Origin of the sequence: Streptomyces sp. MS19 (assembly GCF_047200595.1) — a bacterium.
GTDB lineage: Bacteria > Actinomycetota > Actinomycetes > Streptomycetales > Streptomycetaceae > Streptomyces.
The window spans coordinates 1-22,619 of record NZ_JBJZOH010000059.1 but is presented as its reverse complement, the minus strand read 5'-3'; the positions used below and the strand labels follow the sequence as shown (position 1 = coordinate 22,619).

At 67.6% G+C, this 22,619-nt stretch carries 14 protein-coding genes and 2 pseudogenes; 10 read left to right on the top strand and 6 right to left on the bottom strand.

Translation table 11 applies throughout. From position 1 onward, the window contains the following. Nucleotides 1-474: 474 nt before the first annotated feature. Nucleotides 475-1,911: a helicase-related protein gene (locus ACL02R_RS28660; protein WP_412799878.1), complete on the bottom strand. Its 1,437-nt coding sequence runs from the start codon at nucleotides 1,909-1,911 to the stop codon at nucleotides 475-477. Between the two features lie 270 nt (nucleotides 1,912-2,181). On the opposite strand from ACL02R_RS28660, the gene ACL02R_RS28655 reads away from it, so the two are divergent. The 5 genes and pseudogenes from ACL02R_RS28655 to ACL02R_RS28635 all read left to right on the top strand — a co-directional run bounded on the left by ACL02R_RS28655 (nucleotide 2,182) and on the right by ACL02R_RS28635 (nucleotide 5,085). Further along, nucleotides 2,182-2,547 (top strand): hypothetical protein, encoded by a 366-nt coding sequence (locus tag ACL02R_RS28655; protein ID WP_412799877.1) that lies wholly within the window; start codon nucleotides 2,182-2,184, stop codon nucleotides 2,545-2,547. Nucleotides 2,548-2,711: 164 nt separating this feature from the next. Further along, nucleotides 2,712-3,110, top strand: a complete 399-nt coding sequence (locus ACL02R_RS28650) for a hypothetical protein (RefSeq protein WP_412799876.1) — start codon at nucleotides 2,712-2,714, stop codon at nucleotides 3,108-3,110. Further along, nucleotides 3,107-3,815 (top strand): annotated as a pseudogene (locus ACL02R_RS28645) (DUF6875 domain-containing protein). The gene ACL02R_RS28650 and the pseudogene ACL02R_RS28645 overlap by 4 nt, the downstream one beginning before the upstream one ends. 107 nt (nucleotides 3,816-3,922) lie before the next feature. Continuing rightward, nucleotides 3,923-4,627, top strand: coding sequence for a protein kinase domain-containing protein (locus ACL02R_RS28640; RefSeq protein ID WP_412799879.1), 705 nt, complete (start codon nucleotides 3,923-3,925; stop codon nucleotides 4,625-4,627). After that, nucleotides 4,624-5,085 carry a GNAT family N-acetyltransferase gene (locus ACL02R_RS28635; RefSeq protein ID WP_412799875.1) on the top strand — a complete coding sequence of 154 codons (462 nt, stop codon included), beginning with the start codon at nucleotides 4,624-4,626 and terminating at the stop codon, nucleotides 5,083-5,085. The genes ACL02R_RS28640 and ACL02R_RS28635 overlap by 4 nt, the downstream gene beginning before the upstream one ends. 36 nt (nucleotides 5,086-5,121) lie before the next feature. On the opposite strand, the gene ACL02R_RS28630 is transcribed toward ACL02R_RS28635, so the two are convergent. From ACL02R_RS28630 to ACL02R_RS28610, 5 genes and pseudogenes are all read right to left on the bottom strand, one after another. Next, nucleotides 5,122-6,780, bottom strand: coding sequence for a hypothetical protein (locus ACL02R_RS28630; protein ID WP_412799874.1), 1,659 nt, complete (start codon nucleotides 6,778-6,780; stop codon nucleotides 5,122-5,124). Between the two features lie 702 nt (nucleotides 6,781-7,482). Then, complete coding sequence (locus ACL02R_RS28625; RefSeq protein ID WP_412799873.1) at nucleotides 7,483-9,432, bottom strand: DUF3732 domain-containing protein; 1,950 nt, start codon at nucleotides 9,430-9,432, stop codon at nucleotides 7,483-7,485. Nucleotides 9,433-9,464: 32 nt separating this feature from the next. Then, the gene (locus ACL02R_RS28620; RefSeq protein WP_412799872.1) at nucleotides 9,465-9,950 is read right to left on the bottom strand and encodes a three component ABC system middle component; all 486 of its coding nucleotides are present in this window, start codon (nucleotides 9,948-9,950) and stop codon (nucleotides 9,465-9,467) included. Then, a complete protein-coding gene (locus tag ACL02R_RS28615; protein ID WP_412799871.1) occupies nucleotides 9,947-11,158 on the bottom strand; it encodes an ABC-three component system protein in 1,212 nt (403 codons plus the stop codon). Before ACL02R_RS28615 ends, ACL02R_RS28620 begins: the two co-directional genes overlap by 4 nt. Nucleotides 11,159-11,562: 404 nt before the next feature. Then, nucleotides 11,563-12,565: pseudogene (locus ACL02R_RS28610) on the bottom strand (5'-nucleotidase). Nucleotides 12,566-13,033: 468 nt separating this feature from the next. On the opposite strand from ACL02R_RS28610, the gene ACL02R_RS28605 reads away from it, so the two are divergent. From ACL02R_RS28605 to ACL02R_RS28585, 5 genes are all read left to right on the top strand, one after another. After that, nucleotides 13,034-13,921, top strand: a complete 888-nt coding sequence (locus tag ACL02R_RS28605; RefSeq protein ID WP_412799870.1) for a protelomerase family protein — start codon at nucleotides 13,034-13,036, stop codon at nucleotides 13,919-13,921. A 4-nt stretch (nucleotides 13,922-13,925) separates the two neighbouring features. Further along, nucleotides 13,926-14,150, top strand: a complete 225-nt coding sequence (locus ACL02R_RS28600) for a hypothetical protein (protein WP_412799869.1) — start codon at nucleotides 13,926-13,928, stop codon at nucleotides 14,148-14,150. A gap of 359 nt (nucleotides 14,151-14,509) precedes the next feature. Then, nucleotides 14,510-15,703: a hypothetical protein gene (locus ACL02R_RS28595; RefSeq protein ID WP_412799868.1), complete on the top strand. Its 1,194-nt coding sequence runs from the start codon at nucleotides 14,510-14,512 to the stop codon at nucleotides 15,701-15,703. A gap of 2 nt (nucleotides 15,704-15,705) precedes the next feature. Further along, nucleotides 15,706-19,080, top strand: coding sequence for a hypothetical protein (locus tag ACL02R_RS28590; protein WP_412799867.1), 3,375 nt, complete (start codon nucleotides 15,706-15,708; stop codon nucleotides 19,078-19,080). After that, nucleotides 19,077-21,911, top strand: coding sequence for an RNaseH domain-containing protein (locus ACL02R_RS28585; protein ID WP_412799866.1), 2,835 nt, complete (start codon nucleotides 19,077-19,079; stop codon nucleotides 21,909-21,911). The genes ACL02R_RS28590 and ACL02R_RS28585 overlap by 4 nt, the downstream gene beginning before the upstream one ends. Nucleotides 21,912-22,619 lie beyond the last annotated feature (708 nt).

Genomic DNA, 22,619 nt, shown 5'->3' with positions numbered 1-22,619 from the left:
CCTCCGCGTTTCTTCCATTTCTAAATTCTAGCTCCGCTTTTCTTCAACCCCTTTCACGTTTCACCCCTTTCTTTGATGCGATGGGTCCTCGGTGGGACGGTCGGGCTCTGCGGCCGAGAGGCTCGAGGGGAAGAGCGATCCATTTAGTAGTGAGGAATTCTCTATTACCTCTTGCGGTAAATAGGGTCCTATTCCCTTTCTAGTTATCTCGTCTCACTGGAAATTAAAATGTAGGCGCGAAGCACGCCGCTGTCCTTTCCGTCGGATTTTGGGTGTGGCGGGGTGTGGCAAATATTGTCGTGGACCTGACAAAAATTTCGAAAGTTTGGGTTCTCTTGCAGTAGGAGTTCGATCGATCGTCAACTCTCCCTGAAGGAACGTGGGTTCACTTCCTGGGGGCACCCGCCGCGGCCTCGCCGCAGGGCCGGTGGATCCGGTGCGCTGTACGGCGCCGGCGCGGCCCCCTGGCGACCATCAAGCACACGCCCACGTCACGGACTGGGCTGGCCGCCATCGCGTTCGGCTTCCCCAACCGGGCGGGAGCTGGTCACCGCGATGGCGGTGATCTCGTCGGTGGTCAGGTCGCCGAGCCAGCCGGTGAAGTCGGAGAAGGACGGCTCGGGTACAGGGCAGCGTGCGGCCAGGTCGATTGCTGCGCTGCGCTGGTGGATGCCCAGGCTGGCGGCGTAGCAGGCGGGGGCGGTGTCGACGCCGTACTTGAGCATGGCGGGCAGGGTGGCGAGGGGGCCTTCGGGTGTGATGCCGTGGCGGGTCTCCAGGATCTGCAGGATCGAGGAGACGGCCCAGGCCAGCGTCTTGGACGATCACCTTGTCGATGTAGTCCGAGGTGACGGTGATGTCCTTGGCGTCAAGGAGTAGCTGGTAGTGGCTGTGGATCTCCTGGAGCGTCCAGCCTGCGATCCAGTCGCCGGCGAGAGGGACGACCGCTCCGATCGGCCGGTCTTTGGCGGTGGCGCTGCAGTGGAGTTCATGGATCTTGGTGGCGGCGGTCAGGACGGTGTCGCGCAGGGCTGGCCATGTTGCGGGGTCGAGGAGGCTGGGGTGCTCGGTGAGGGTGTTCGCGAGTTGCTCGGCGGCGGTGATCGCGTCGAGGCCGCCTTGCAGGCTCAGTCCTGTGCGCAGGATTGCCGCGTGGGCGGCCGGGTCGGGGAGCTGGCGGGCGAGAGTGGCGACGCGGCGGGCGGTGAACCGGGCGAGCGGCTTGAGGGACCACTCCTGGGCGCCGATCTGGTGGCCGCCCAGGGTGTGCGTGAGCAGGTCGTGTGCTGCGTCCTCCAGCAGCTGCTGATCGAGGGTGTCGATGACTTCTTCGGCGAGCATCGTCAGGAGCTGGAGATCGAGCGCCTGCGCCCAGTCGGTGAGTTCTTCCAGTTCTGGATCGGGCAGTTCGATGTCTGTCAGGTTCTGTCCGGGGGTGGGGCGGGCGCCCAGTCTCGTGGTGGCGAGGCGGTGGTAGAGCGCGCCGATGGTGGACAGGACCGATTCGATGTTGTCCTTGTCAAGGTAGCGGCGCCGCAGCTTTCGGGCGTCTTCGGCGTCCTTGGCGATGAGGACGACGTGGCCTTCGGTCTCCTGGAAGGCTCGGCCGGCGGCGTTCCAGAACTCGCGGACGCCGATCTGCTCCTGGTTGCGCCATGCGCTGTGTACCAGCACGGTCTTGACTGGCAGGTTCATGCCCTGGGAGAGAGTGCTGGTGGCGCACAGCACGCGCAGTGCGCCGTCGTGGTGGGCGTCCTCCAGCAGGTGCCGGACGGGCTGCGGGACTGTGCCGTGGTGGTAGGCGATGCCCTGGGTCACCATGACGGTGAGTTCGTGCTCCTCGCCGAGGTGCTCGGCGATCCGTTCCGAGAGCGCCAGGCGTTGATCCCGCTGGTTCTGCACGCCGAGCACCGGGGTGTCTGTCTTCTTCAGTGCCGTTTGCAGGGCGCGTGCGGCGGCCTGCGCGTAGGCGGGTTGGGTGGTGGAGATGAGCCGAGGCGTTCGAAGTGCAGCGCCAGTGCGGCCGCGACATCCTTGGTGGCACGGGGACAGTCGGCTGCGGGTGAGGTGGCGGGTGAGCACCTTGGGTACGAAGAAGTCTCTGCCCTGGGCGGTGCCGTAGTGGTACCGCGCCTGTCCGTAGTGCGGGTCGCTGTGCCAACTCCACACGAGGAGAAGCGGATGACCGCGCCCCTCCCTCGCCCCGCGCCGGACAGCGCCACGGACGAAGAGCCCACGGCCTACGGTGTGCCGAGCGCCTGCCTCGTCTCCCGAGCCAAGGCCGGTCTCGCCCGGTTCCTGGAGCGCAAGCACCAACAGGCCGAGCAGGCCGACCGCACAGTGAGCACCGCCGGCTCCTCCTTGCACGAGGACAGCCACCCCTGGCTGCACAAGCAGGTCCGCGACATCGCGAGCAGCGGCGAGGGCGAGCTCACCGCGGTCGTCCACGAGAAGAACGGCAGCCGGACCGTCCGCGTCGCGCACATCCGTCCCGCCTCCGGCATCGAATGGACGACGGCCGCGGCCAACCTCCAGCTCATCCCGTGAGACAGCCCTTAGCGGTCCTCGCGTACGCCGTCGTCGCCGTTCTCGCTCTGGCCATCGCCGGCACGCCCGGCGGGTAGCCCACTGACTTCCGCCCGCCGGAAAACCGGCCGGGAGCGGATGCACCATCAGGCACCACTCGAAACACCGTCGAGAGGAGCACCACCATGTCCAGCACCACCATCGAGCGCCGCGAGCTCGGCCGTTTCCTGGCCATCGCCGAGAAGCAGTTCGCCGACGGCAACGGTCCCGCCGAGATGTTCTCCCGGGCCGTGGACGCCGCGTGGCACCAGATGATCGGCACCCCCGAGTACGCGGCGTTCAGCACCGAGCACGCCGGGACCGTCCTGGGGCACCGCGAGATGAACGGCTCCGGCCCGATCGGCTGGGTGGCCGCGTACGAGGAGGTGTACGGGCCGCTGCCCGAGATCTGGTTCACCGACGCCGACGGCGTCCTCGACGAGGGCGCGCTCGCCCGGTACAAGGAGACCGGCAAGGTGGTGGCCGAGTGGGACTGCGGCCCCACCACCGGGGACGGCGACGACGCCGCGCCGGGCAGCCGGTGACCCTCACGCGTATCGACGGAGCGTCCCGGCCCACCGCTGGGGCGCTCCGCCTCGTCGAGGCCAGCACCACCAGGCCGGACTCCATCGACATCGCCGGGTACGTGGAGCAGATGACGGCCCACTGCCCCTACCTGTCCCCCTCAGTGGAGCGAGGGCTGACCACCTGGACCGTCTACCGAGCCAACGGCAGCGCGGACGCGGTGGAAGCCGAACTGTTCCACGCCGGTGCGCAGGCTGCGGAGTGGCTGCGCCCTCTGATCCACCGACCGTACGGGTTCCTGCGGTGCGAGAACGTCGTCATCCTGGGTGAAGTGCCTGGCGTCCGGCACTACGATCTGCTGGCGTGGCCGCACTGGGCGCTCAAGAACCTGTACGGGCCCGTCGGGGTCATGTTCGGCAAGTTCTACGCGGGTGAGGAGGAGGCCACGCGGGCCGGCGAGCACATCCCGGTCGCCCCCGTCTCGTTCCTCCCCGTGAGAGCCGCGATCCGCCGGCGCGACCCGCAGTTCCTCCACGCGACCCCCGACCTGGCCGCAGCGCTCGCCGTGGCCGACGACGACGGCCGCGACATCTTCGAGCACCTCCCCTACCACTGGACGGAGATCCGCACATGGGCGAAGCGCTTCCTCCTCCTCCTCCCCCCCGGTGAAGCCCTCGACCGCCTCAAGGCCCACATCGGCGAGCCCTTCACGACTCAGCTCCTGAGCGACCGGCGCGGCTCGCGGGCCTGGAAGATCGAGGGCCCCGCGGGTGCCGTGGCGTTGAAGGCGAACAATCCCGACGACGACACCGCCCGCGACAAGGCCGCCGAGATGGCGCAGGCGGACGACCACCTCGTCCGCCTCACCGACGCGGGCGCGTTCTCCCTCGGCTACAGGGTGGTTGCCGGAGTCTGGGAGGGCGGCCGGTGGCTTGCGGTGCGCTGGATCGACGGCGCCCCCGTGTGGCGCGCGTTCGCCCCCGCCCGCGCCCGCGAACCCGAAGGCAACCGACCGTCTGTACGCCCCTGGCTCCTGGGCATCGCCCGGACGTGGGCCGAGTGGCTGGGATACATGCACGCCGCCGGATGGGCCCATGCCGACGTCCAGCCCACCAACACCCTGATCACGGACGAGGGCGCCGCGGCGGTCATCGACTGCGCCCTCGCCTGCGGCCCCGGCGACGGGCCGCGCATCCCGTACCGGGGCGCGCTCACCCACACCACCGCGCCCGAGATCGCGGACGCCCTGCTCTCCACCACCGCCGACACCCACATTCAGGCGGAGTCGCCGGCCGACATCTGGGGACTGGGCGCGTCGCTGTTCTGGTGCTGGACGGGACAGCGGCCGGTCGCCTACGGAGACGACACCCCTCGCGAAGAGAAGCTCAAGGCCATCGCGACCGGGGCCACGCTCTCGCTCGACGACGTCCGGCCGTGGGTGTTCCCCGAGTTCGAGAAGGTGATCCGCGCGTGTCTGACCCCGGCTCAGGAGGACCGGCCGTCCGCCGCCAAGCTGGCTGGCCTCCTCACCTCGTGATCGCGCTCCGTTCCCTCACCGACGCCTACGCCCCGGCCATCCGCCGCGTCTACAGCGGGGCCACCGTCACGTTCCTGGGGCGCCCCGCCATGACCTGCCAGGAGGCCGAGGACTACGTAGTGCGTGTGCGGGAGTGGGCGGCTGCCGATCTGGTCGAGCAGTACATCCTCGGCATAGATGTCGCCGGGGACCCGGTCGGCGTCGTCAAGCTCGGCCGTCGTCCCAACGGTCACGGTCGGGTGAGTTACGTCCTGCGAGAAGACTGCTGGGGCCGGGGCTACGCGACGAAGGCGGTCGAGGAACTCGTCGTCTTCGCCTTCGCCACCGCCGGTCTCGGCTCCCTCGGCGCCAAGCACCACCCCGGCAACCCCGTGTCGGGGCAGGTGCTGGAGAAGGCCGGGTTCATTCGGCTCGGGATTCAAAACGGGATGGTCGAGTACCGACTCACGTTGACCTAAGTGCCACATCAGGCGACGTTGCCTGGTCACGGGAGGTTACTTGTCGTCTCGGGTCGCGGGCGTGCGTTGCCCGTGCGCATGGCTGAGCAGGTAGAGCGCCGCCTGGAGGATGAGTGCGACGTGGTGCCTGGGCGGGGTGCCGGTCAGGCCGTGGAGGATGTCGTTGCGCAGGTTCATTCCGCGGTCGGGATCGACCAGGAGGAGTTCCAGAGCCTTGCTCCAGTCCGCCGGGTACCCGGCCTTGGGCATGCTCTGGAGGAGTTTGCCCATCAGGTCGACACCACCGGTGCTCTGCCCCTGAGCCACGGAGACGATAGGGACCTGGGAGCGCAGAAGCTGGCGGAGGATCTGTTCGACCTGGGGCAGTGCCACGCACGCTGCGGCGTCGAATTCCTCCAGCCAGTAGTAGCGGAAGGCCCTGGCGAGGGTGCGCGCACGAGGTTCGGGGAACACCGTCTCGTGTGTCAGAGCGGCGATCATTTCGGACTCGCCGGGCCGAAAGCGCTCGCCGATGCGGTCGAGCTGAATTGCGGTCAGCCTTCCGAACGGCCTCAGGCCGCGGACCTGCATCTCCACGGCGTGGTCGTCGTCGGCGTCGATGGGCGGGCGGACGAAGACTGGTCCGGCTGGGTTGATGCGCGAGCGCGGGATCCGCAGGAGGCCCTCGAGCGCGCCGTCGGCCTCGGGTTGGGCCTGCGCGTGCATCGCCGGGTGGACGTCTGGCACGGTGATCCACAGGGCGGTCCGCAGATCCGGGGCGGCATCGACCTGATCCTGATGCCAGAGGACCACCGCGGGCGGGATGGTGCCCTCGGAGCGGATGGAAGTCCACTCCGGCGTGGTCTGCTGCAGGGCCATCTCGGCGCGGGCCCGCAGGTCGGGCAGCCCCCGCTTGTGCGCTTCGGTCGCTGCCTGCGTCAGGAAGTGCAGGCGGCGGTTGCCTGCATCGGCGGTATCGGCAGCGTCGAGGAGGGTCTGAACCACGGCGGCGTCGATCTCCGCGTGGCGGCTGGGGAGCGCGTCCTTGCGCAACACTTTGAGAAAGCCGAGCTGGACATCCGCGTCGCGGGTGAAGAGGCTGGCCGCCTGTTCGGCGAGGTCCGCGGCATCGCATCCCAAGGTCTGCAGTGTTTCCAGGACGACCAGCAGGGGCCGTCCCTCGTCCTCGGTGCCGGCCAGGAGGCGTGCGGCGAGGGTGAGGGCGTCCTTGGCCGCGCGTTCACGCAGGTCGGTCTGTTTGCACTTAAGGGACAGCTCCGTGGCCCTCTTCAGGCACTGGGCGGCCCGTGGCCACCTGTCGTCGTCCTGGGCGGCCAACAGCAACTGCACCGTGTCGAGATACCCGGCGGCCGCGCCGCGGATGTGGTCGGGCCTACGGCCGTGGCCGGCATCGAGCAGCAGATGGTGAAGGTGGCCACGGAGGAAAGGGGCATCCACGTGGTCTGCGTACAGGCTCCAGATCTCCACCTGGGCTGGGGCGGGCGGAGCTGGCAGTGTCTCCCCCGCCTTGTTGCGGTCCTTCGTGACTGGAGAGGGCCGACGGAACAGGGCCGCGACCAGCGCGTCCCGGTGTGCGGTGGCCGTGTTCGAGCCAACGTCCGTGGCCTTGAGGGTCACCGCCGTGGCCGGGTGCAAGGCGGCGTTCTTCGCCGCCGCCGTGAGCGCGGCCAGCACGGTCGGCTCGATCTGGGACACGGGGCCTCGCTTTCGTCACCAGCAGTATCGGAGCAGCCGGGGGCCGCGCGCACCGGTTTTCGTACGAGCGGCGGGCTGGCGGCTCACGTGACCCAGATCTGTCCGCAGGACTCGGCCGCAGAGCCCGTCCCTCTTCGCCAGAACTCGACCGGGCGACGAAGGAGCTGCTCCCGCCGCCCAGGAGAACTCCAGCCCGTCAAGGATTGCCGGCAGTCGCAGCGGACTACCGCTGGCCCCCTGTGTGCAGCGATCACCCAGCTCATGCGCGCCCCCGTGCGGCTGCCGAGCGGTCTGATTCGAACCATAGCGCTTCTGTGGCTGACGGCAGCCGCGGACCGTTGATTCGTAAGCGTCGGCGCGGGTCCGCGTCTTTGTTTCGAAGGTGGGAGGCGTTCAGGCCCTATCAAGCTGGGCCCATCGGAATAAGGCACCCTGCGTGGGCTCCTGACGGGGCAGAGGAGCGATGCCCTTGCTCTTCCAGATCTCCGAATACTTGCGCCAGCCCGGCAATGCGGGCCCCGGCATGTCCACTCCCCCGGCTCCTTATGGGCGTGAGCCCCGTATAGGAGCTTCAGGGGCAGCGGTGTAGGTACCGTCGCGAGGGCGTCATAACGGGTCGTTGCCTTCATTGTCGAGGAGATCGCTTGCGTTGGCCCCGCCTGACTGGGCCCCGGCACGCCGGGATCGGCTGTGCTGGCGGTCTCAGCCGAGCCACTCCAACGGAATCAGGGCAGTGCGATTGCCTTCGGCGTCGGGGCGCCAGTTGCCAATCACGGCTTCCTGGAACCAGTCTTCGGGCAGGTTGGCATGGTCGCAGACGATGATCTGGAACGCTCCGTTGTTGAGTCGGACGACGTCGTCGAGGAGTTGGAAGTAGGCGGTGACGGTTGTCCAGTCGGCGTCTTCGATGGTGGAGGCGTCGCGAGGCTTTTCCGGGAAGAAGGCCTGGGTCGGCTGGTCGAGCATGAGGAACCCGGGGACGGGGCGGTTGTTGCGTCGCAGGTAAGTGTGCAGGGCGAGGTGGGCGACCAGGTGGTAGCCGATGTGGTTCTTGGCGCTGCCGATGCGGGTGAGGGGAAGCCGTCCGGAGGGGCGCCTGAGGACGACGTTGAGGAGCTTGAGGCTGATGGCAACTTCGGTGGCGTCTGCCGCGCCTCCGAGGTTGAGCCGCTTAGCCCAGGCCGTCATGCCGATGGCGACGTCGGCGAGGCGGCGCTCGGTCTCGGCTGCCACGTCGTCTTCGTCGACGAGCTGTTCGAGTGTGGTCGCGTGTTCTTCGGCGAGGGCGAGGTTGTGGCGCAGTCGGGTGATGTCGTCGTCGGTGCCTGTGCGGGTGAGGGCCTCGGAGATCCGGCCCTGGATGTGAGCGACCCGCAGGTTGTGTTCCTGCAGGCGGCTCATGCGCTCGTCGCTGGCGAGGAGTTCTCTGAGCTGGATGCCATTCAGCCTGAGACGTTCGGCCACGTCGGCACGTTGGGCCTGCAGGGCGCGGCGGTGCTCTTCCCGGACGGGCTGGAGCGTCTGCGCCTGGGCGAGTTCTTGTGCGAGGTGTTCGGTCAGCTCGGAAATGTCCTGCGCTGTGGGGTCGGGATGTGGCAGGGGTTGGGTGCACATGGGGCACACGCTGGTGTCGTGCTGGCGTTCGGGACCGAGGAGCTCGAGCGTTTTAAGGCGGTCGAGCTGGAGGTGCAGTTCGCCGGTGAACGCGCGGCCCTGCTGCTGCCAGCGGTCGACTGCGGCCAGTGCCTCGTCGAAGTCCTGGAGCTGTTCGCGCAGGATGCGGCGTTCGTCGTTGAGTTCCTGGCGCCGGTCGCGCATGTCGAGTGGGGCCGCGGTCCGGGGCGCGGCGGCCAGGGCCTGATGAAGAAGGCTGAAGATCTGCGCGTTCTCGGGGGCTGCGGGAACATCGGTGAGGAGGCCTTCGGCTTCCGCGAGGCGTACGAGGGCCAGGCCGTTTGCGTCCATGGCCTGCTGGTGGCGCAGGGCGTCTTCGAGTTTCCGCTGTGCTGCGCGCTGGGCTCGCTGGGCTTCGCCCAGACGGTGGCGGCGGAGTGCTTGTTCGGGGCCGGCTGCTCCGAGGAAGTACGGCAGGGTGTCTTTGATGGCCTGTGCCATGCCGGACTCGGTTTGGCGGTGGAAAAGAGCTGTCTGGGAGGCGATCTCGTTCTGGTTTTGGAAGCAGAACAGAGCCGCTTGGCCGATGGAGACGTCGAAGGCGCTGCGGCCCGCGCCGGTGGGCGGCTGGAAGTGGAAGTCCTCGATACCTAGGCGGGCGCTGAGTTCGCTGCGCAGGACCGCGGCGTTGGAGTTGGTGACGAGTTCGTCGGGCCGTGGGATGTCGAGGGTGGTGTCTCCGGTGCGGATGAAGGCGTTCTGTGTGGAGGCTCCGGTGGGCCGGGGACGGGCAAGGATCATGCGTGAGGTGTCTGCGAAGGTGACCAGGAGGGCGTACCAACCGACGGTCTGGTCGATCAGGTCGTCTGGCAGGTTGGGGGCGCGGCGTCCGAGGCAGTAGTCGACGATGGTGAGGACCTCGGACTTACCGGTTTCGGACTCGCCGGTGAGGATGTTGAGCGCCCCGGGGCGGAACCGTAGGACCCTAGGGGATGTCCTGCCGTCTCGGTGGTACAGGGCCAGGGCGAGCAGCTGCATGACGGTTCTGGGGCTCCTTTGCCAGGGGCAGGTCAGGGTCGGACACCGAGAGTGGTGAAGGCCCGGATGGGGTCGGTCACGGCGAGCCATCGGCCGACGAGCGCGGCCGCGCGGGCGCAGTCGGCGACTTCCTCGCTGGGAGCAGCGGAGGGGGGTTTGGGCGCGCGCGGGCAGCTCAGGCCGGCGGGGGTGACGTCTATGGCGTGGTGGCGCATGGCGGTGCGCAGGCTGGTTCGGGTGTAGGTGGTGAGTGCTGCGGCGCGTTCGGCGAAGGCGGCCTGCAGGCGCGGGTTGTCGTTGGCCCAGGCGGTGAGGGTGACGGTGGACTTGCCCGGCAGGGAGTCGCGCGTGTCGGTGGGCAGGACGAGCGGCAGGACCAGGAACGCGCTGGGCCAGGGCAGGGGGCGCTCCGCTTTCTTTGTGGCCGCGCTGACGGCGCTGGCCAGGAGGTAGGCGCCGAAGGCGGGGTTGAACAGCGCCTGTGTCTCCGACACGTTGCGGTGGGAGTCGGTCGTCACTGTTCCTGCGCTTCGTCGGGGTTTTTGCAGCGGTCTTTGTAGTCGGGGTGCCATCCGAGTTGCCGCTCGGGCTGTGCGGTGTCGGCCTGGTCGGACAGGCCGTGGGTGCTTCCTTTGCCGACCCAGGGTGCGGTGACGGTGCCGGGGCGCAGCGGGGTTTCAGCAACGCGGTCCATGGTGGCGTCCAGGATGTCCTGGCCGATGGCCTGGCGTTCCTCTTCGTCCGTGTCTGCGGGGATGCGGCGGGTGCGGCGGCGGAAAGCGGTCTCCCACTCGTAGTGGAGCTCGCCTTCGTACTCGTCGAGCCGGTCTGGGGTGATCTTGAAGGTGCGGAGCCATTCGGAACGCTGTGCCCGCGCGAGGTGGTAGTCGCGCAGGTGCATCGCGACTTCGTCGTCGGGCAGGCCGATCCACCGCATCTGGGTGACGACCAGGCGGTCGGTGTAGCCGGCGAGCTCTGCTTCGGTGAGGTTGCGCAGGGTCTCGGTGATGGGCAGGTGTCTGCCGGTGTAGCGGCCGGTGACCTCGTCGCGGCGGCACATGAGTTCCTGGGCACTGGCGGAGGCTCGTCTGCGCTGGGGGTTCTTGCGTTCCAGGAGTTTGACCGCCACGCCGTACCACCACCCTTTGATCTCTTCGAGGGCGTCCTGAGCGTGGTCGCTCGGCGTGATCCCCAGTTCTTTGGCCAGACTAGGGTCGAGGTCTGACATCAGCGGAGCGCCGCCGTTGACGGTGATGGCGCTGACGAGTTCCTGGCGTCGGGCGCGGGTGAGGCTCATGAACAGCTGGCGGTCCTTAGCAGTGGTGTCGGGTCCTTCCTCGTCGGCGGCGGTCTGTTCCATGCGCTGCAGCGCTTTGGCTTCGTCTCTGTCCGGGCCGGCGCTGAGGTAGTGGAAGAAGGTGTCTGGTGGAACGGTCTGGGTCGAGACGAGGCGCAGGATGGGCATGGCGGCGCCCGAGGGTTCTGAGAGCTTTTTGAGGGCGTCGATCCAGGATCCGACCGATCGCCAGAAGTCTTTCCCGGTCTCGCTGAGCGGGCCGGCGGCTTCGCGGTGCTTGGCCTGCAGGAGTTCCCGCGGTGTCTTGTCCTGGTCGAGGAACTCGATGTCGTCGAGGAGTTCCATGCGGACCTCGGCGGTCGGGTCGTGCCAGCTGCGGCGGGCGAGCTCGAGCAGGGCGAGCTCGCACTGGTAGAGGTACCCGGTCATCTGCCCTGCCGCCGAGTGCGACCTTGCTCGTGCCACGTTCCCCACTACTGATCGTGCTTGTCCGAGCGGCGTGAGTCCCACCCCTGTGACGGACCGCACCAGAGCAGCGCCCGTGGGGCTGTTTGGTCTGGTGTGATGCGTTGTGCCGCTCCCCTGCGGCACAACGTAGCACCCGTCCCGGTGTCGCCGTCAGCCTTCGCGAAGTCGCCGTCCGTGGGCTGTGGGCGCCTGTGCGAGGGGCCTGGTTGGGGGTCTTCCCGTCGCGGGAACTGTGGTGTCCTGCTTCGACCGGGGCCGGCTCGTCGTGGCTGCGGCCTTTTGCCCGCCGTTCGACTGCGGCCAGGTCGCGAGCCCTTGGCGGCGCTGCTCGAGTTGGTGGGGGCAGCCGGGCTGTGCGTGCGGTGTCAGGACTTCGTCAGGTCCTCGGGAGCGGTGTGCTCGTTGAGCTTGCCGAAAGGGATGTGAACGCTGGGGGTGGTCCGCGAGGTGCTGGCCAGATGGCTTTCCTGGTCGTCGAAGAAGATGTGCGGCTTGAGGACCTTCATGATCTCGCCCTTGTCGATGCCTCCGAGGAAGAAGGCGTCGTTGACTGTCACTCCCCAGTTCTTCAGGCTGCCCACTGCCCGTTCGTGTGCGGGGGCGTTGCGTGCGGTGACGAGTGATACGTGGAGGCGAATCCGGTAGTCGGTGTCCTTCTGCCGCTCTTCTTCTTCCCGCTGCTGGATGCGGTTGATGCTAGCGAGGAAGTCTTTTCAGGGGTCCTGCGTCATGCGGCACCGCGGCGTTGAGTACCTCATGGGCGCGGAATCCCTCGATGCCTCCGGTCTTGTACACCTGTTCCGACTCGTCGGTGGCGAGGACGCCATCGAAGTCGAAGGAGATGCGCAGGTCTCGGTCGCTGATGTCGTCCTCGTGGGGCTCGCCCAGGACGTGTCCTGCGGGCAGTCCACGGGAGACGGCCTCGCGTACGTCGCTGGCGTTCGCCGACAGGAACAGCGACATGTTGAGGGCCGGCATGAACTGGTAGGGCGAGCGGCCCTGCATAAAAATGGCGCGGCTTATCTGCAGCCTGTGTGTCTGTATTGACCGCATGACGCGAAGCCCGGTGTCGGGGTCGTTGCGGGACAGGACGATGACCTCAACCAGGGGGTTGCCTTCTTCGCTCAGGTCGTTCAGCGAGAGCAGGCGGCGAATGAACGGGAACGCGACACCGGGGCGCAGCGTGTCGGTGAGGTGCTCTGCCTGGTAGGCGCGGTAGCCCTCCTCGCCCTGCTCCCGGAATACGGCGTCGGACTCTGCGAGGTCGAACAGCGCGCTGGAGGCGATGCCGATGACCAGCCGGTTCGCCAGTTCGTACGCGGCCACGGCCACCCCTTTGGTCAGTCTGTTCTCTGTGTCCTCAATCATCGCATCAGCCTCGGCGTATAGCCCGCGGCGCATGCCGCTTGCCCTGAGGACTGAAGTGGGTCGGCCAGTGCGGCGTCCGTGTCAGGAACGGGACACGGCGGCCACCATCGGGCCCGTGTCGGGCGCGGGTTCGGGAAGGAACTCAAGGCGACCACCGCGAGGATGGCGCTCGCTCTCTGGCCTGCAGCTGCGGCCGCCGCCGTGGCGAACTCTCTGTTCTCACGCTGCGGGGGCTGAAGGACGACGCCTGTCCGGACGGCTACGGAGCCCGGCTGTGCGGACCTCCGGGCGTGGAGGGCTTGTGCGGGCAGCGCGGCGTGGTGTGGCGTGGCGCAGTTGTACTCCACCTCACCCCCTAATATCTTTGGGGTATAACACCAAAGATATTAGGGGGCTATCCGGCCCGGCGCCTACTCAAGGCACGCCGTCCCGGCCGTCCCGAAAAATCCGCGACCCGAAAGGCCTCACATGCTGACTCCGGCTGACAAGGAGCGGATCGACCGCTTCGTGGCCAAGATCCGCGACGTCGGCACCGACGAGCAGCGGATGCACATGGCTGTGCTCACCGAGCTGTCGGCCATTCACCGGCGCGTCAACCCGAAGACGGGCGAGCCGTACGCTCCGACCACGAACCGCAGCCTGATCACCGACTACCGAAACGTGATCAAGGCCGAACTGGGCGAGGACGCTCCTGTCCTGGAGAAGTTCAAGTACTCGGCTGCCCGCGTGACGGAGTACCGCCAGCACCAGCAGGAGCAGCGCGAGGAACGGCACCGCAATCAGCGGCCGCTGAACGCGCAGGAGCACATCGAGCGGGCCGTGGCGCTGCTGAGCTACAACGCGAAGGTCCGGTGGTCCAACGCCGCGGCCATCGTCGGCGTCGTGGCCCTTACCGGCCGCCGCCCTTACGAGGTGGGCTGTGTGGGCGGCTTCGAGCCTGACCCTGCTGACGCGCCGCGTGCCCTGTTCAGCGGACAGACCAAGACGCGTGAGACCGAGCGCGCCGCCACCGCCTACTCCATTCCGGTGCTCGCGGAGCGGGGTCTCGTGCTTGAGACTGTCGCCCGCATCCGCGAGGAGGTCGATCCCGCTCTGGACAACAAGACCTACTCGCAGCGCTTCGGCAAAGAGGTCGGCATCGTCGCCAAGCGCACGTTCACCGACGCCGACGGGCAGCCGATCACTCCGCGAGAACTGCGCGAGGCGTACGCCGCCGTCGCGTACCGCAAGTTCGCGAGCCGAAAGATCTCCGAGGTGCAGTTCTACAACGAGGTCCTCGGCCACCAGGGAACCGACCTGAACACCTCCCTGTTCTACTTCGCCTTCTACGTGGACGACAGCAACACACTGCAGTGAATGCATGATCCTCGCCCTGGCGGATCGGCATTTCGGCGCAATCTTGCCCGGCGAGGACATGCCCGTCGGACGCGGCCGCAGCCGATACGCCGGTCGTGTCAGCTACTGGGTGGCAGCCGGGGGAGACTGGTGCGCGATGGCAGCTTCGAATGATCGTCAGGAGCGGATCGAGGGGAGGCAGGACGGTCTCCTCACCAGGAGCGGGCAAGGCGTCTGCACGAAACTGTGACACCGGAAGTAGGGTGCGGGCCGGAGCAGGACATGCCATCACGCAGAGCACCGACTGCAGATGCGGAGCGCTCGATATCGCGCAAGGCCCCGCAGGGCGGCACCCAGCGCGTCGCATGTTTCTCGCGCCCCAGTGTGTCGGCTGCCGTCCTGCGGGGCCTTGCGCAGGGAGAGTGTGGGACTGGGCGGCGGCTGTCCGACTCTGCGTAGATCCCGTCCGCAGGATGAGCGCACCCCACCCTCAACGAACTATCACGCTCGCTCCTACTCTCGGCTACACCTTCTCGCTTTCCCTTCCAAAGGGTGACCCTCGACCGAGAAAGGCGTCACTTTCGATAGTTGTCCGCGTACAGTGCATAAGTGACGGTGCACCAGTCAGCCCACGATCGGCTGGCCGAGGTTGGCAGCAACATTGCCGACGACTACATGACGTTGAAACTGCTGGCGGCCGGTTTGGCCCGGATCCTGTGGGAGCGCCAGCGCGTCCGCGAAGGAGCGGAGCCCACCACCGGCCTGCTCCCTCAGGCGTGGCGCACGGGTGTGACGCGGTTGTGGTGGCGTGCGCTGGAGCAGGGAAGCAAGCCGCCGGTCAGCGACATGGAAGTGTTCGCCTGGTGCCGGCTTCCGCTGGGGGGCTGGCCTGTGCGGCTGGACGTCTCCGACAGCGACGCAGAGAGCCTGTTGATCGATGGTGAGGAGTTGTCGGCGTTCGCCGATGAGGCCGCCCGGCTCGCGCCCAGGTCGGATGCGGAGGCCGAGCTCACAGAGAACCGGACGTTCGCCAAGCTGCTGGCCGTGGCGGAGTTGTACGGTCGCACCGAGGAGGAGGTCCAGCAGGCCTATGTGGCGCTGCGGTTGTTCCTAATTGAGACCCCCGTGGTGTCCGACCTTGAGCTGAATGAGCTCACGAGGCGGTTCAGTCAGGTGGACCGTCATGGTCGCCTTTATGTGCGGGACTTCTTTGACGCCGCCTACCAGTACCGCAAGACCGGCGGGCCTGCGTCCTGCCGGGTCTGCAGCGACTGCGGCAACCCTTTGTACGAGGGCGTCGCAATGTGCGGGACGCCCGGCTGTGCCGGTGCACCGGAGATCAAGCAGCTCAGGGTGCTGGAGGGCTACTACGTGCAGCACCGTGGTGTGCGGATCTGCATACACGACCCGGGTTTGGTGGAAAAGCGCCTGTTCGATGCGTTCGGGGACCTGCCGGAAGGCCGGATGCGGCTTCACAAGTGGCCGGTCATGGACGCCTGCGATGTCGCAGTGGAGTTCCCCGATCCGACCGCGCCGGATGATCCGGATCGGTCCGAGTGGTGGGCTGGGGATGCCAAGGACTGTACGAGCGCAACGATGCTGGGGCGCTCGTTCAGGTGGGATCGGCGTATGCAGGCACGGCATCGGTTCTTGATCCTGCCCCGGCATCGGTTTGAGCAGAAGCACTATGTCAACGACCTCAAGCGGGAGATGCAGGGGCGCAGCGATGGCGTCCGGGTCATCTCCGAGGACGGCTTCATCTCGAAGGCACGCGCTCGGGCTCTTGGAGGCGCACCGTGGTGAGGATGGGCTCGCAGTGGTATGAGGGCCTGGTCACCGATCTCCAGGAGACCGGTCTGGACGCGCGGTTGGGTGACCTGTCACCGGGGGAGTTCTGCCAGCTCGAACTCGGCTTGTTCTATCTGGAACAGCACCTGGCCGGGCAGTCTGTCGGCGCTCTGTGGACGGTGCTCAATCACTACGCCGGCCTGGGCCCGGCAAGCCAGGGGGTCGTCCGGCGAGTGCGGCTCCGGATGGGCGACGCGGCGCGCGGCGGCCAGTGGCGTGAGCGGTTGAACGAGTACCGCAAAGTCCCGGTCGAGCTGCGGATGTTCACCACCGCCGGTCCGCCCGGGCATCGAGTGGTCAGCACAACCGTCTTCGAGCGGTACCCCTCACCGCACCTTCCACAGCGAGAAGACGTCTACCGGGCTGCGCTCACCGACGTTGTTCCCTATGCCACCGAGCCGGCCCACGAGCCGGTGCCGCCGGGCGCCCAATGTTTCTTCAAACGGCGCGACGGTGCGGTCGAGAACCTGCGGATCCCGTCCTGGATCCGGACCGCCCCGCCGACCGAGCAGCTCGTCGCTCGTGCGAGCCGCGTCCGGGAGCCTTTCCCTGTCACCCGCGACGACCTGGCCCAGGCTTTCAAGGAGATGGACCGGGCCCTGGAGCCACACCCTCAGATCAGCGACCGTAACTTCGAGCAGCGCTTTCGGAACATGACGTTCTCGCGTGTCGACCAAGCGGCTGGACGGCTTGTCGATGACCTGGGTGTGTTCACCATCGACGGGATCGCCCACACCGTCGGGTTGATGAACGCGGGCAAGAGCACCTTGCTGGACGGGCTGGCGTTCATCGGCGTCCAGCGCGGACTGCGGGTGGGCTACGTGATGCCGTCAATCAGCGCCGCCCTGGCCAAGGTGCGGTTCCTGCGTGCACTGGGAATCCGCGCGGTGCCCCTGATCGGCCGTACCACCCGCGAGCGCCACGTAGAAAGCTACTGGCGTGACGAGTTGTACGACGTAGACGCCGGGGAAGCCCTGCCCGGCCCGGAGCTGGATCCGGCAGCAGAGTTCACCACGTCGATGTGCCTGCTCGAACCGCTGCGCACTGGTGCCGGGCGGGGCGACGCACCGCTGCGGGAGGAGGACTTCCCCTGCCGCGGGCGGCTGAAGCTGCCGAACAAGCGCGAGCTGCACGACTGCCCGTTGACCCACTTGTGCCCGCAGCAGGCCGCGGCTCGCGCCGTCCCGGATGCGCAGGTGTGGGTGATGACATCCTCAGGTCTGGTGAGCAGCCGGATGGAGGGCTCCATCTACCGGGCGCGGCAGATCGAGGCGATCCAGCACGAGCTGGGATTGCTGCTGGTCGACGAGGCCGACAAGGTGATGGGCGATTTCGACCAGCGGTTCATGCTGCAGGAGCCGCTCACCTTCCCCGGTGGCTGGAGCGCCCGCACGGCGATCGCCTGCCATGACAGCCTCGATGCCGCCTGGCACCAGCCGCTGACCCACCCTGATGTGCGCCGCTACCAGGGCTACATGCTGCGGCACTATCAGGCGCTGGCCGGTCTGTACCCGCTGCTGGTGGCTGCGCCGGACAAGAAGAGCAGGGCTAAGGGCAAAGGCGGGGGCAGCCGGGGCCAGGACGTTGAGGATCTGCTGTCGGAGATCGTCGCGGAGGGGCCGTTCAGTGGCTTCTCGCTGCTGAACCGGCTGGCCCGGTCCTTGCACGGGATCACCACCATGCACGAGCGGCCGGACCAAGCCGAGGAGGAAGAAGCCGCCGACCGGTTCTTCGAGGAGTTCCTCGCACCTTTGGCCCGGGACCCGTTCAAGGCGCCTCCCGCTCACCTGGACCGCCTGCTGACGGCGATGACGGCCGGCTACGACACCGAGTGGACCGCGAAGGAAGCGGCCGAGGGGTGGCTGCTGAAACACGCGCCGAAGGACGAGGACGGGAACGTCGGCGGCTGGGTCGCGCAGATGCTGCCGCAGCTGGTGCGACTGCTCACGGCCGGCATTTGGTCGGCGCGGATCACAACGAGTTTCTTCGGCGCCAACTCACTGCTGCCCGCGGTCCAAAAGCAGATGCCGATGGAAGCGGCCGACAGCTTCTTCAAGCACCAGCCGCCGCCCGACCTGCAGATGTTCGTGCCGGAGCAGGCCATGGGCAACATGCTGGCGCTGCAGTGGAAGCCGAACCGGGACGCAACCAGTGGTTCGCTGGAGATCCTGTGGCTGCGCGGGGTGGGCCGCTGGCTGCTCTACCATCTGCACGACCTGCTGGGGTGCGAGGGTATCGAAGGTCCCAATGTGGTGCTCACCTCTGCCACAAGCTGGATGCCCGGTTCGGCGCGCTACCACGTGGCCATCACCCCGCAGTTGATCCTGCGTGAACCCGAGCCGTGCGCGCAGGCGCTGCGTCAGAGCCGGATGCTGTTTCGGCCGCAGTACCGGCCCGGCGAACACAGGGGCATCTTCGTGTCCGGCGCTGGTGGCCGCCAGCGGCGGGAGGATGCGCTGCGTGCCGTCCTGGACGCCATCTGCAACCCCGCACCGGGGGCTTCCAGGTCGCTGGTCGACCAAGTGCGCGATCGGCTGGATCCCGATCGTCAGCGGCTCGCGTTCGTCACCCTCAGTGGCAAGGACGCAGCCACATGCGCACAGCACATGAACCTCCGGACACGTCTGGCAGCCCGGCACGTCACCCCTGACTCCGAGGCTCCCGGACGGCACGGGCTGGCTTACCGGCGGATCGGACGCTTCGCCGCGACAGGCGCCGATGTCATGCTCGCCCCGGAGGGATCACTGCAGCGCGGTCACAACGTCCTCAACGAGCGGGGCGTGGCGGCGTTCGGCGCCTTGTTCTACCTCGCCAGGCTGCACCCACCCGCCGACGACTTGTCGTTCCCTCTCGCCGTTCTCAACCAGTACGCGATGAAGCAGCTGCTGGACCCGGTGAACGGCACTGACCCGGTTGTGGATCTGAGCAAGCAGGCTCAGCTGGTGCGCGCCGGTGCCCGCGGCCTGTGGCTGACCTTGATGGGCCAGCCGCTGTTCTTCTCCCGCCTTGCCCGCGACGACCTTCGGCGGGCGTTCGTCAGCGACCTGATGGTGCAGCTATACCAGACGCTCGGGCGGACGATCCGGGGCAACGTGCCGACCCGGATCTACCTCATCGACGCCGCGTTCGCACCCCGGGCCGCCAACCGGCGTGAGACCGCCGGGGACACCGACCGCACCAGCGTGCTGGTCGCGGGCCAGCAGTTGATCGACCAGCTACTCACCCCTCCGGACCCGGGCGCGCCGGCTGAACGGCGCCTCGAGCACGCAATCGCCAGTGCGACCTGGGGCCTGTTGGGCAACCTCTTCGAGACCATGGACTGGAGCCGATGACCGAGCGACCGAAGCGACCGAAGATCTCCTTCAGCGGGGTCCAGTTCCCGCTGTTCGCCGCGAAACCGGACGGGTGGTGGCCGTGCGAGCTGCACAGCGCGGCATTCCCCGCCGGCCTGCTCCCCCGCCTGGAGCGGGCTTGGGCCTCCAATCCGAAAGCGCGTCGCAAGGACCGTCTGCCGACGTGGGCGCTCACAGAGTTGCTGCTCGAACTGGAACCACAGCTGCTGGCCGTCTCCACCGACCTGCGCGCCGGGTCCTGGCTGCGTGCAGTGCAGCCGCTTGCCGACACCACCGTGGTGGCACTCGCGCTAGAGGCCTGGGTCTGCGGATACGTCGCCCCGCACCAGTCCGACATCCCATGGGGCGCGGTCATCGACGAGGCTCTGGAGCTGCAGTGGAAGCCGGCCCATCCGAACCTACTGGAACACGGCGTGCGGCCGAACGGCACCGCCGAGCCCAGCGAGGCGGCCTACAAGATGCTGGCCACTTTTCTTGCCGCCAGCTGGGTCGACCAAGGCCGCCGGCTGGGCGGCCGCGACACCGACCAGGGATCCTCGTGGATCATGGGGCCAGCTTCTTCCAGCGGTGACCGGTCCGTCTTCCTTTGGCCGCCGACCCGCCTGACACGAGGCGGCGAGCAAGGCTACGGCACCCACTACCTGCGCTTCAACGTGGCGACACTCCCCCATGACGAGCGACTGCTGCTGCGGGTGGTCCCGCACGTCGCGCGTATGGCCGCCACCCAGCCCGCCTACATCCCTCGGCGCAGCCAGTACGAGCCCGCCACTGCCACCATGCTGCTGTATGCGCCGAACGGTGTGCTGCGCGGCACCGAGCGCGACACGCTGTTGCGTGCCCCGGTCACCGTGACCGGTGTCAAGGACGAGATGCGGTGGACCTGGAAGCCCGGCCTGCCCCAGATCCTGTCACGGCTCCCCAGCCCGGATCTGTTTCCGCTTCCTGATCAGGTTCGTAAGGACCCGGCCCGTTTCGCCTCACCGAGCGAGGCCGGGGACAACCAGGCGCCCAAGCCCCAGGCGTTTCTGCAGCACAGCACCGGCTACAACTACTTCAAGGATGACGAGGACGGTGACGACGGTGGGGCGCGGGAGACCGGTGGACATCCCACGGGAACCGGCTTCCAGCCGATCGACCATCTGACTGTCTTCGAAGCTCTGGCACCGGTCCTTGAAGAGCATCACATCGTGCCGGTCGCCCCGGCAGCGGGGGTGAGGCCGACCTCGCGACGGCTACCGAAGCAGCGCACCAAGCAGGGCATCGAGTACCCCATCGAGCTGTGGCACGCAACGCCGCGCACGGCCGACGCCATCCACGTTGTGCTCACCCGGATCCTGGGCCTGGAACACATCACCGGCGATGACAGCGACGCGCTCGTCAGCTGCTACCGCGGCGAGGAGTTCAGCATCCGGCTGCGCCTGGCCACGCCCGGGCTATTGCTCAGTGGCTGGCCCAGGGCCACCGGCAGCGACCCGGACAAGCGCCGCCGGGCCCGCCAGGCCGCCCTCGAGGCGCGCGCGCAACTTTGGCAGGACGCGTTCCCGCCCGAGGACCAGCCGGTCGGCTGCCTGATCGAGCTGGAGGGACCGGGCTATTACAAGTCCGCCCGGCTAGAGGACCCGAAAAAACCGCTGAAGAACGTTCTGCCGTCTCGATGCAACCGACTGGTCCAGGTGATCAAGCCTGTCAACCGGGATCCGAACCCAGACGCGAAGAGCACCGGCCTGCACCCTTTCGAGAGCACCGAGGTACGCAGGCAGGACATCGAGCGCATCAGTGCCGCGCTGCTGGACCTGCTGCGGCAGCTGGGCCGCCTCCCTGCGCTCCCACCGCTGTTCGGCACCGCGCCGCTGGAGGTGTCCGCTCTGTGGCTGGCCCACGCAGGAACTCACTTCGTTCCGATGCTGCTTCGGATGCGTACCGACGGCACTGCGACCGGTCAGCTGATCCCGAGCCAGAACCATCCCGCCGAACCGGAAATCCCTCTCGAGCTGCTTCCTGCGGCACTGTCCGAGGGCCGCGGCAAAGTGAAGCGGACCGACCAGGAAGCGCTTGCCCGCTTCCTGCGCGGCGCCCTAGCTGAGGACGACACCCACGACCGGCTCTTCATCGCCCGCGCGGCAACACTGCGCAACAAGGGGATCTGGCCCTGGCTGGCCAATCAGCATGTCACCCCCGACGCACTCGTGTGGCCAGGGGTCTCGCTCACCGACCCCGAAACGGTGCCCGTTCCCCGCACGCCAGCGAGCTTGCCGGGTCTGCGCATTGTGCGGATCAACGACGACAACGACGAGTTGCCCCACGGCTTCGGCATCGGTCCGGCCCCGGAAACAGCCGGGCCAGCCGACGGCTCCGCGGACTTCGATGGCGGGCGGGATCAGGTGGAGTCCCGCCCAGGAGCCACCTATGGCCAAGACACGGCGGACGGGGACATGAGCGGTGCCACTGATAGTGAATCCACGGCAGTGGAACCAGTCTCGACACTTCCCGAACTGTCATACGGATGGGGTAGGTTCTCTGGTGTCGTGCGGTGGAACGACCGCGGCTACTTGGCCATCAACCCCCGGCCCGACACCAGCCAACTACCCAAGGGCGTGAGCAAGCTGTCCGGGCCTGGCAATGACAGCAAAAACGGCAAGAACCCCACCTCACTGCACATCCACACCTCCTTCCTTCAAGAAGGCGACGACCCGGACCAGGTGGCGCTGTATGTACAAACACTGCGCCGCTTCCACGCCCACACCACCAAGGCGACCCGGCTGCCGATGATCCTGCACCTGGGCAAGCTCATGGAGGAGTACATCCCCTGATAAGGCAAGCCCCTCGGAACCATTAGCTCTGTTGATGTATGCCCGGCTCCCTCCCAGGAGACCGTGGGATGACCTCACAGGGACCCGCAGCCGTCACCCCACCTGCTCGTCGTCATCGTGCTGCGGATGAAGCCGGAGTTCTCCAACCGGTGACTGCAGTGACCCATGTGTCCTCTCAGACCTGGCCGTACACGGTACATCTCCAGGGCTGAGAGGACTGGCGCCCACAAGCGGGTTTCCGCCTCGAAATGAGCGCGGTGGATCAGTGCAGGCACCTGCCGGTTCTCCGACAGCTCCACGAGCAGCGGGCACCGATAGCGGAGGATCACGCGGTTGCTTCCTGCCGCCAGACCAGCACTCCGCGGAGCATGGCTCCCCGTGCTCTTTTCGTCCCGAGGGGCTCGGCCAGATACTCCCGCGCCATCCTTGGCACGTGCTATCCAACGCGGGCAACCGTAGGACATTCCCTGACAGCCGGGCCGGGTTGCAGCATCGACGGCATCCCGGGCGCGCTGACCGCCCGGGACGAGGGCGTGCAACATGAGTGCGGATGAGAAGGAAGGGCGCGGCGGGTGCGCAGAGCACTCACCACGGCGGATGGCCCCCTGGGTCGCGCTGCTTCCTTAGCGCGCGAAAACAGCACTGCCGCGAGCACCCGTCACACCTCGGCGTCCGGACCCTTACTGGCGAGGCAGCTGAACAGCTCAG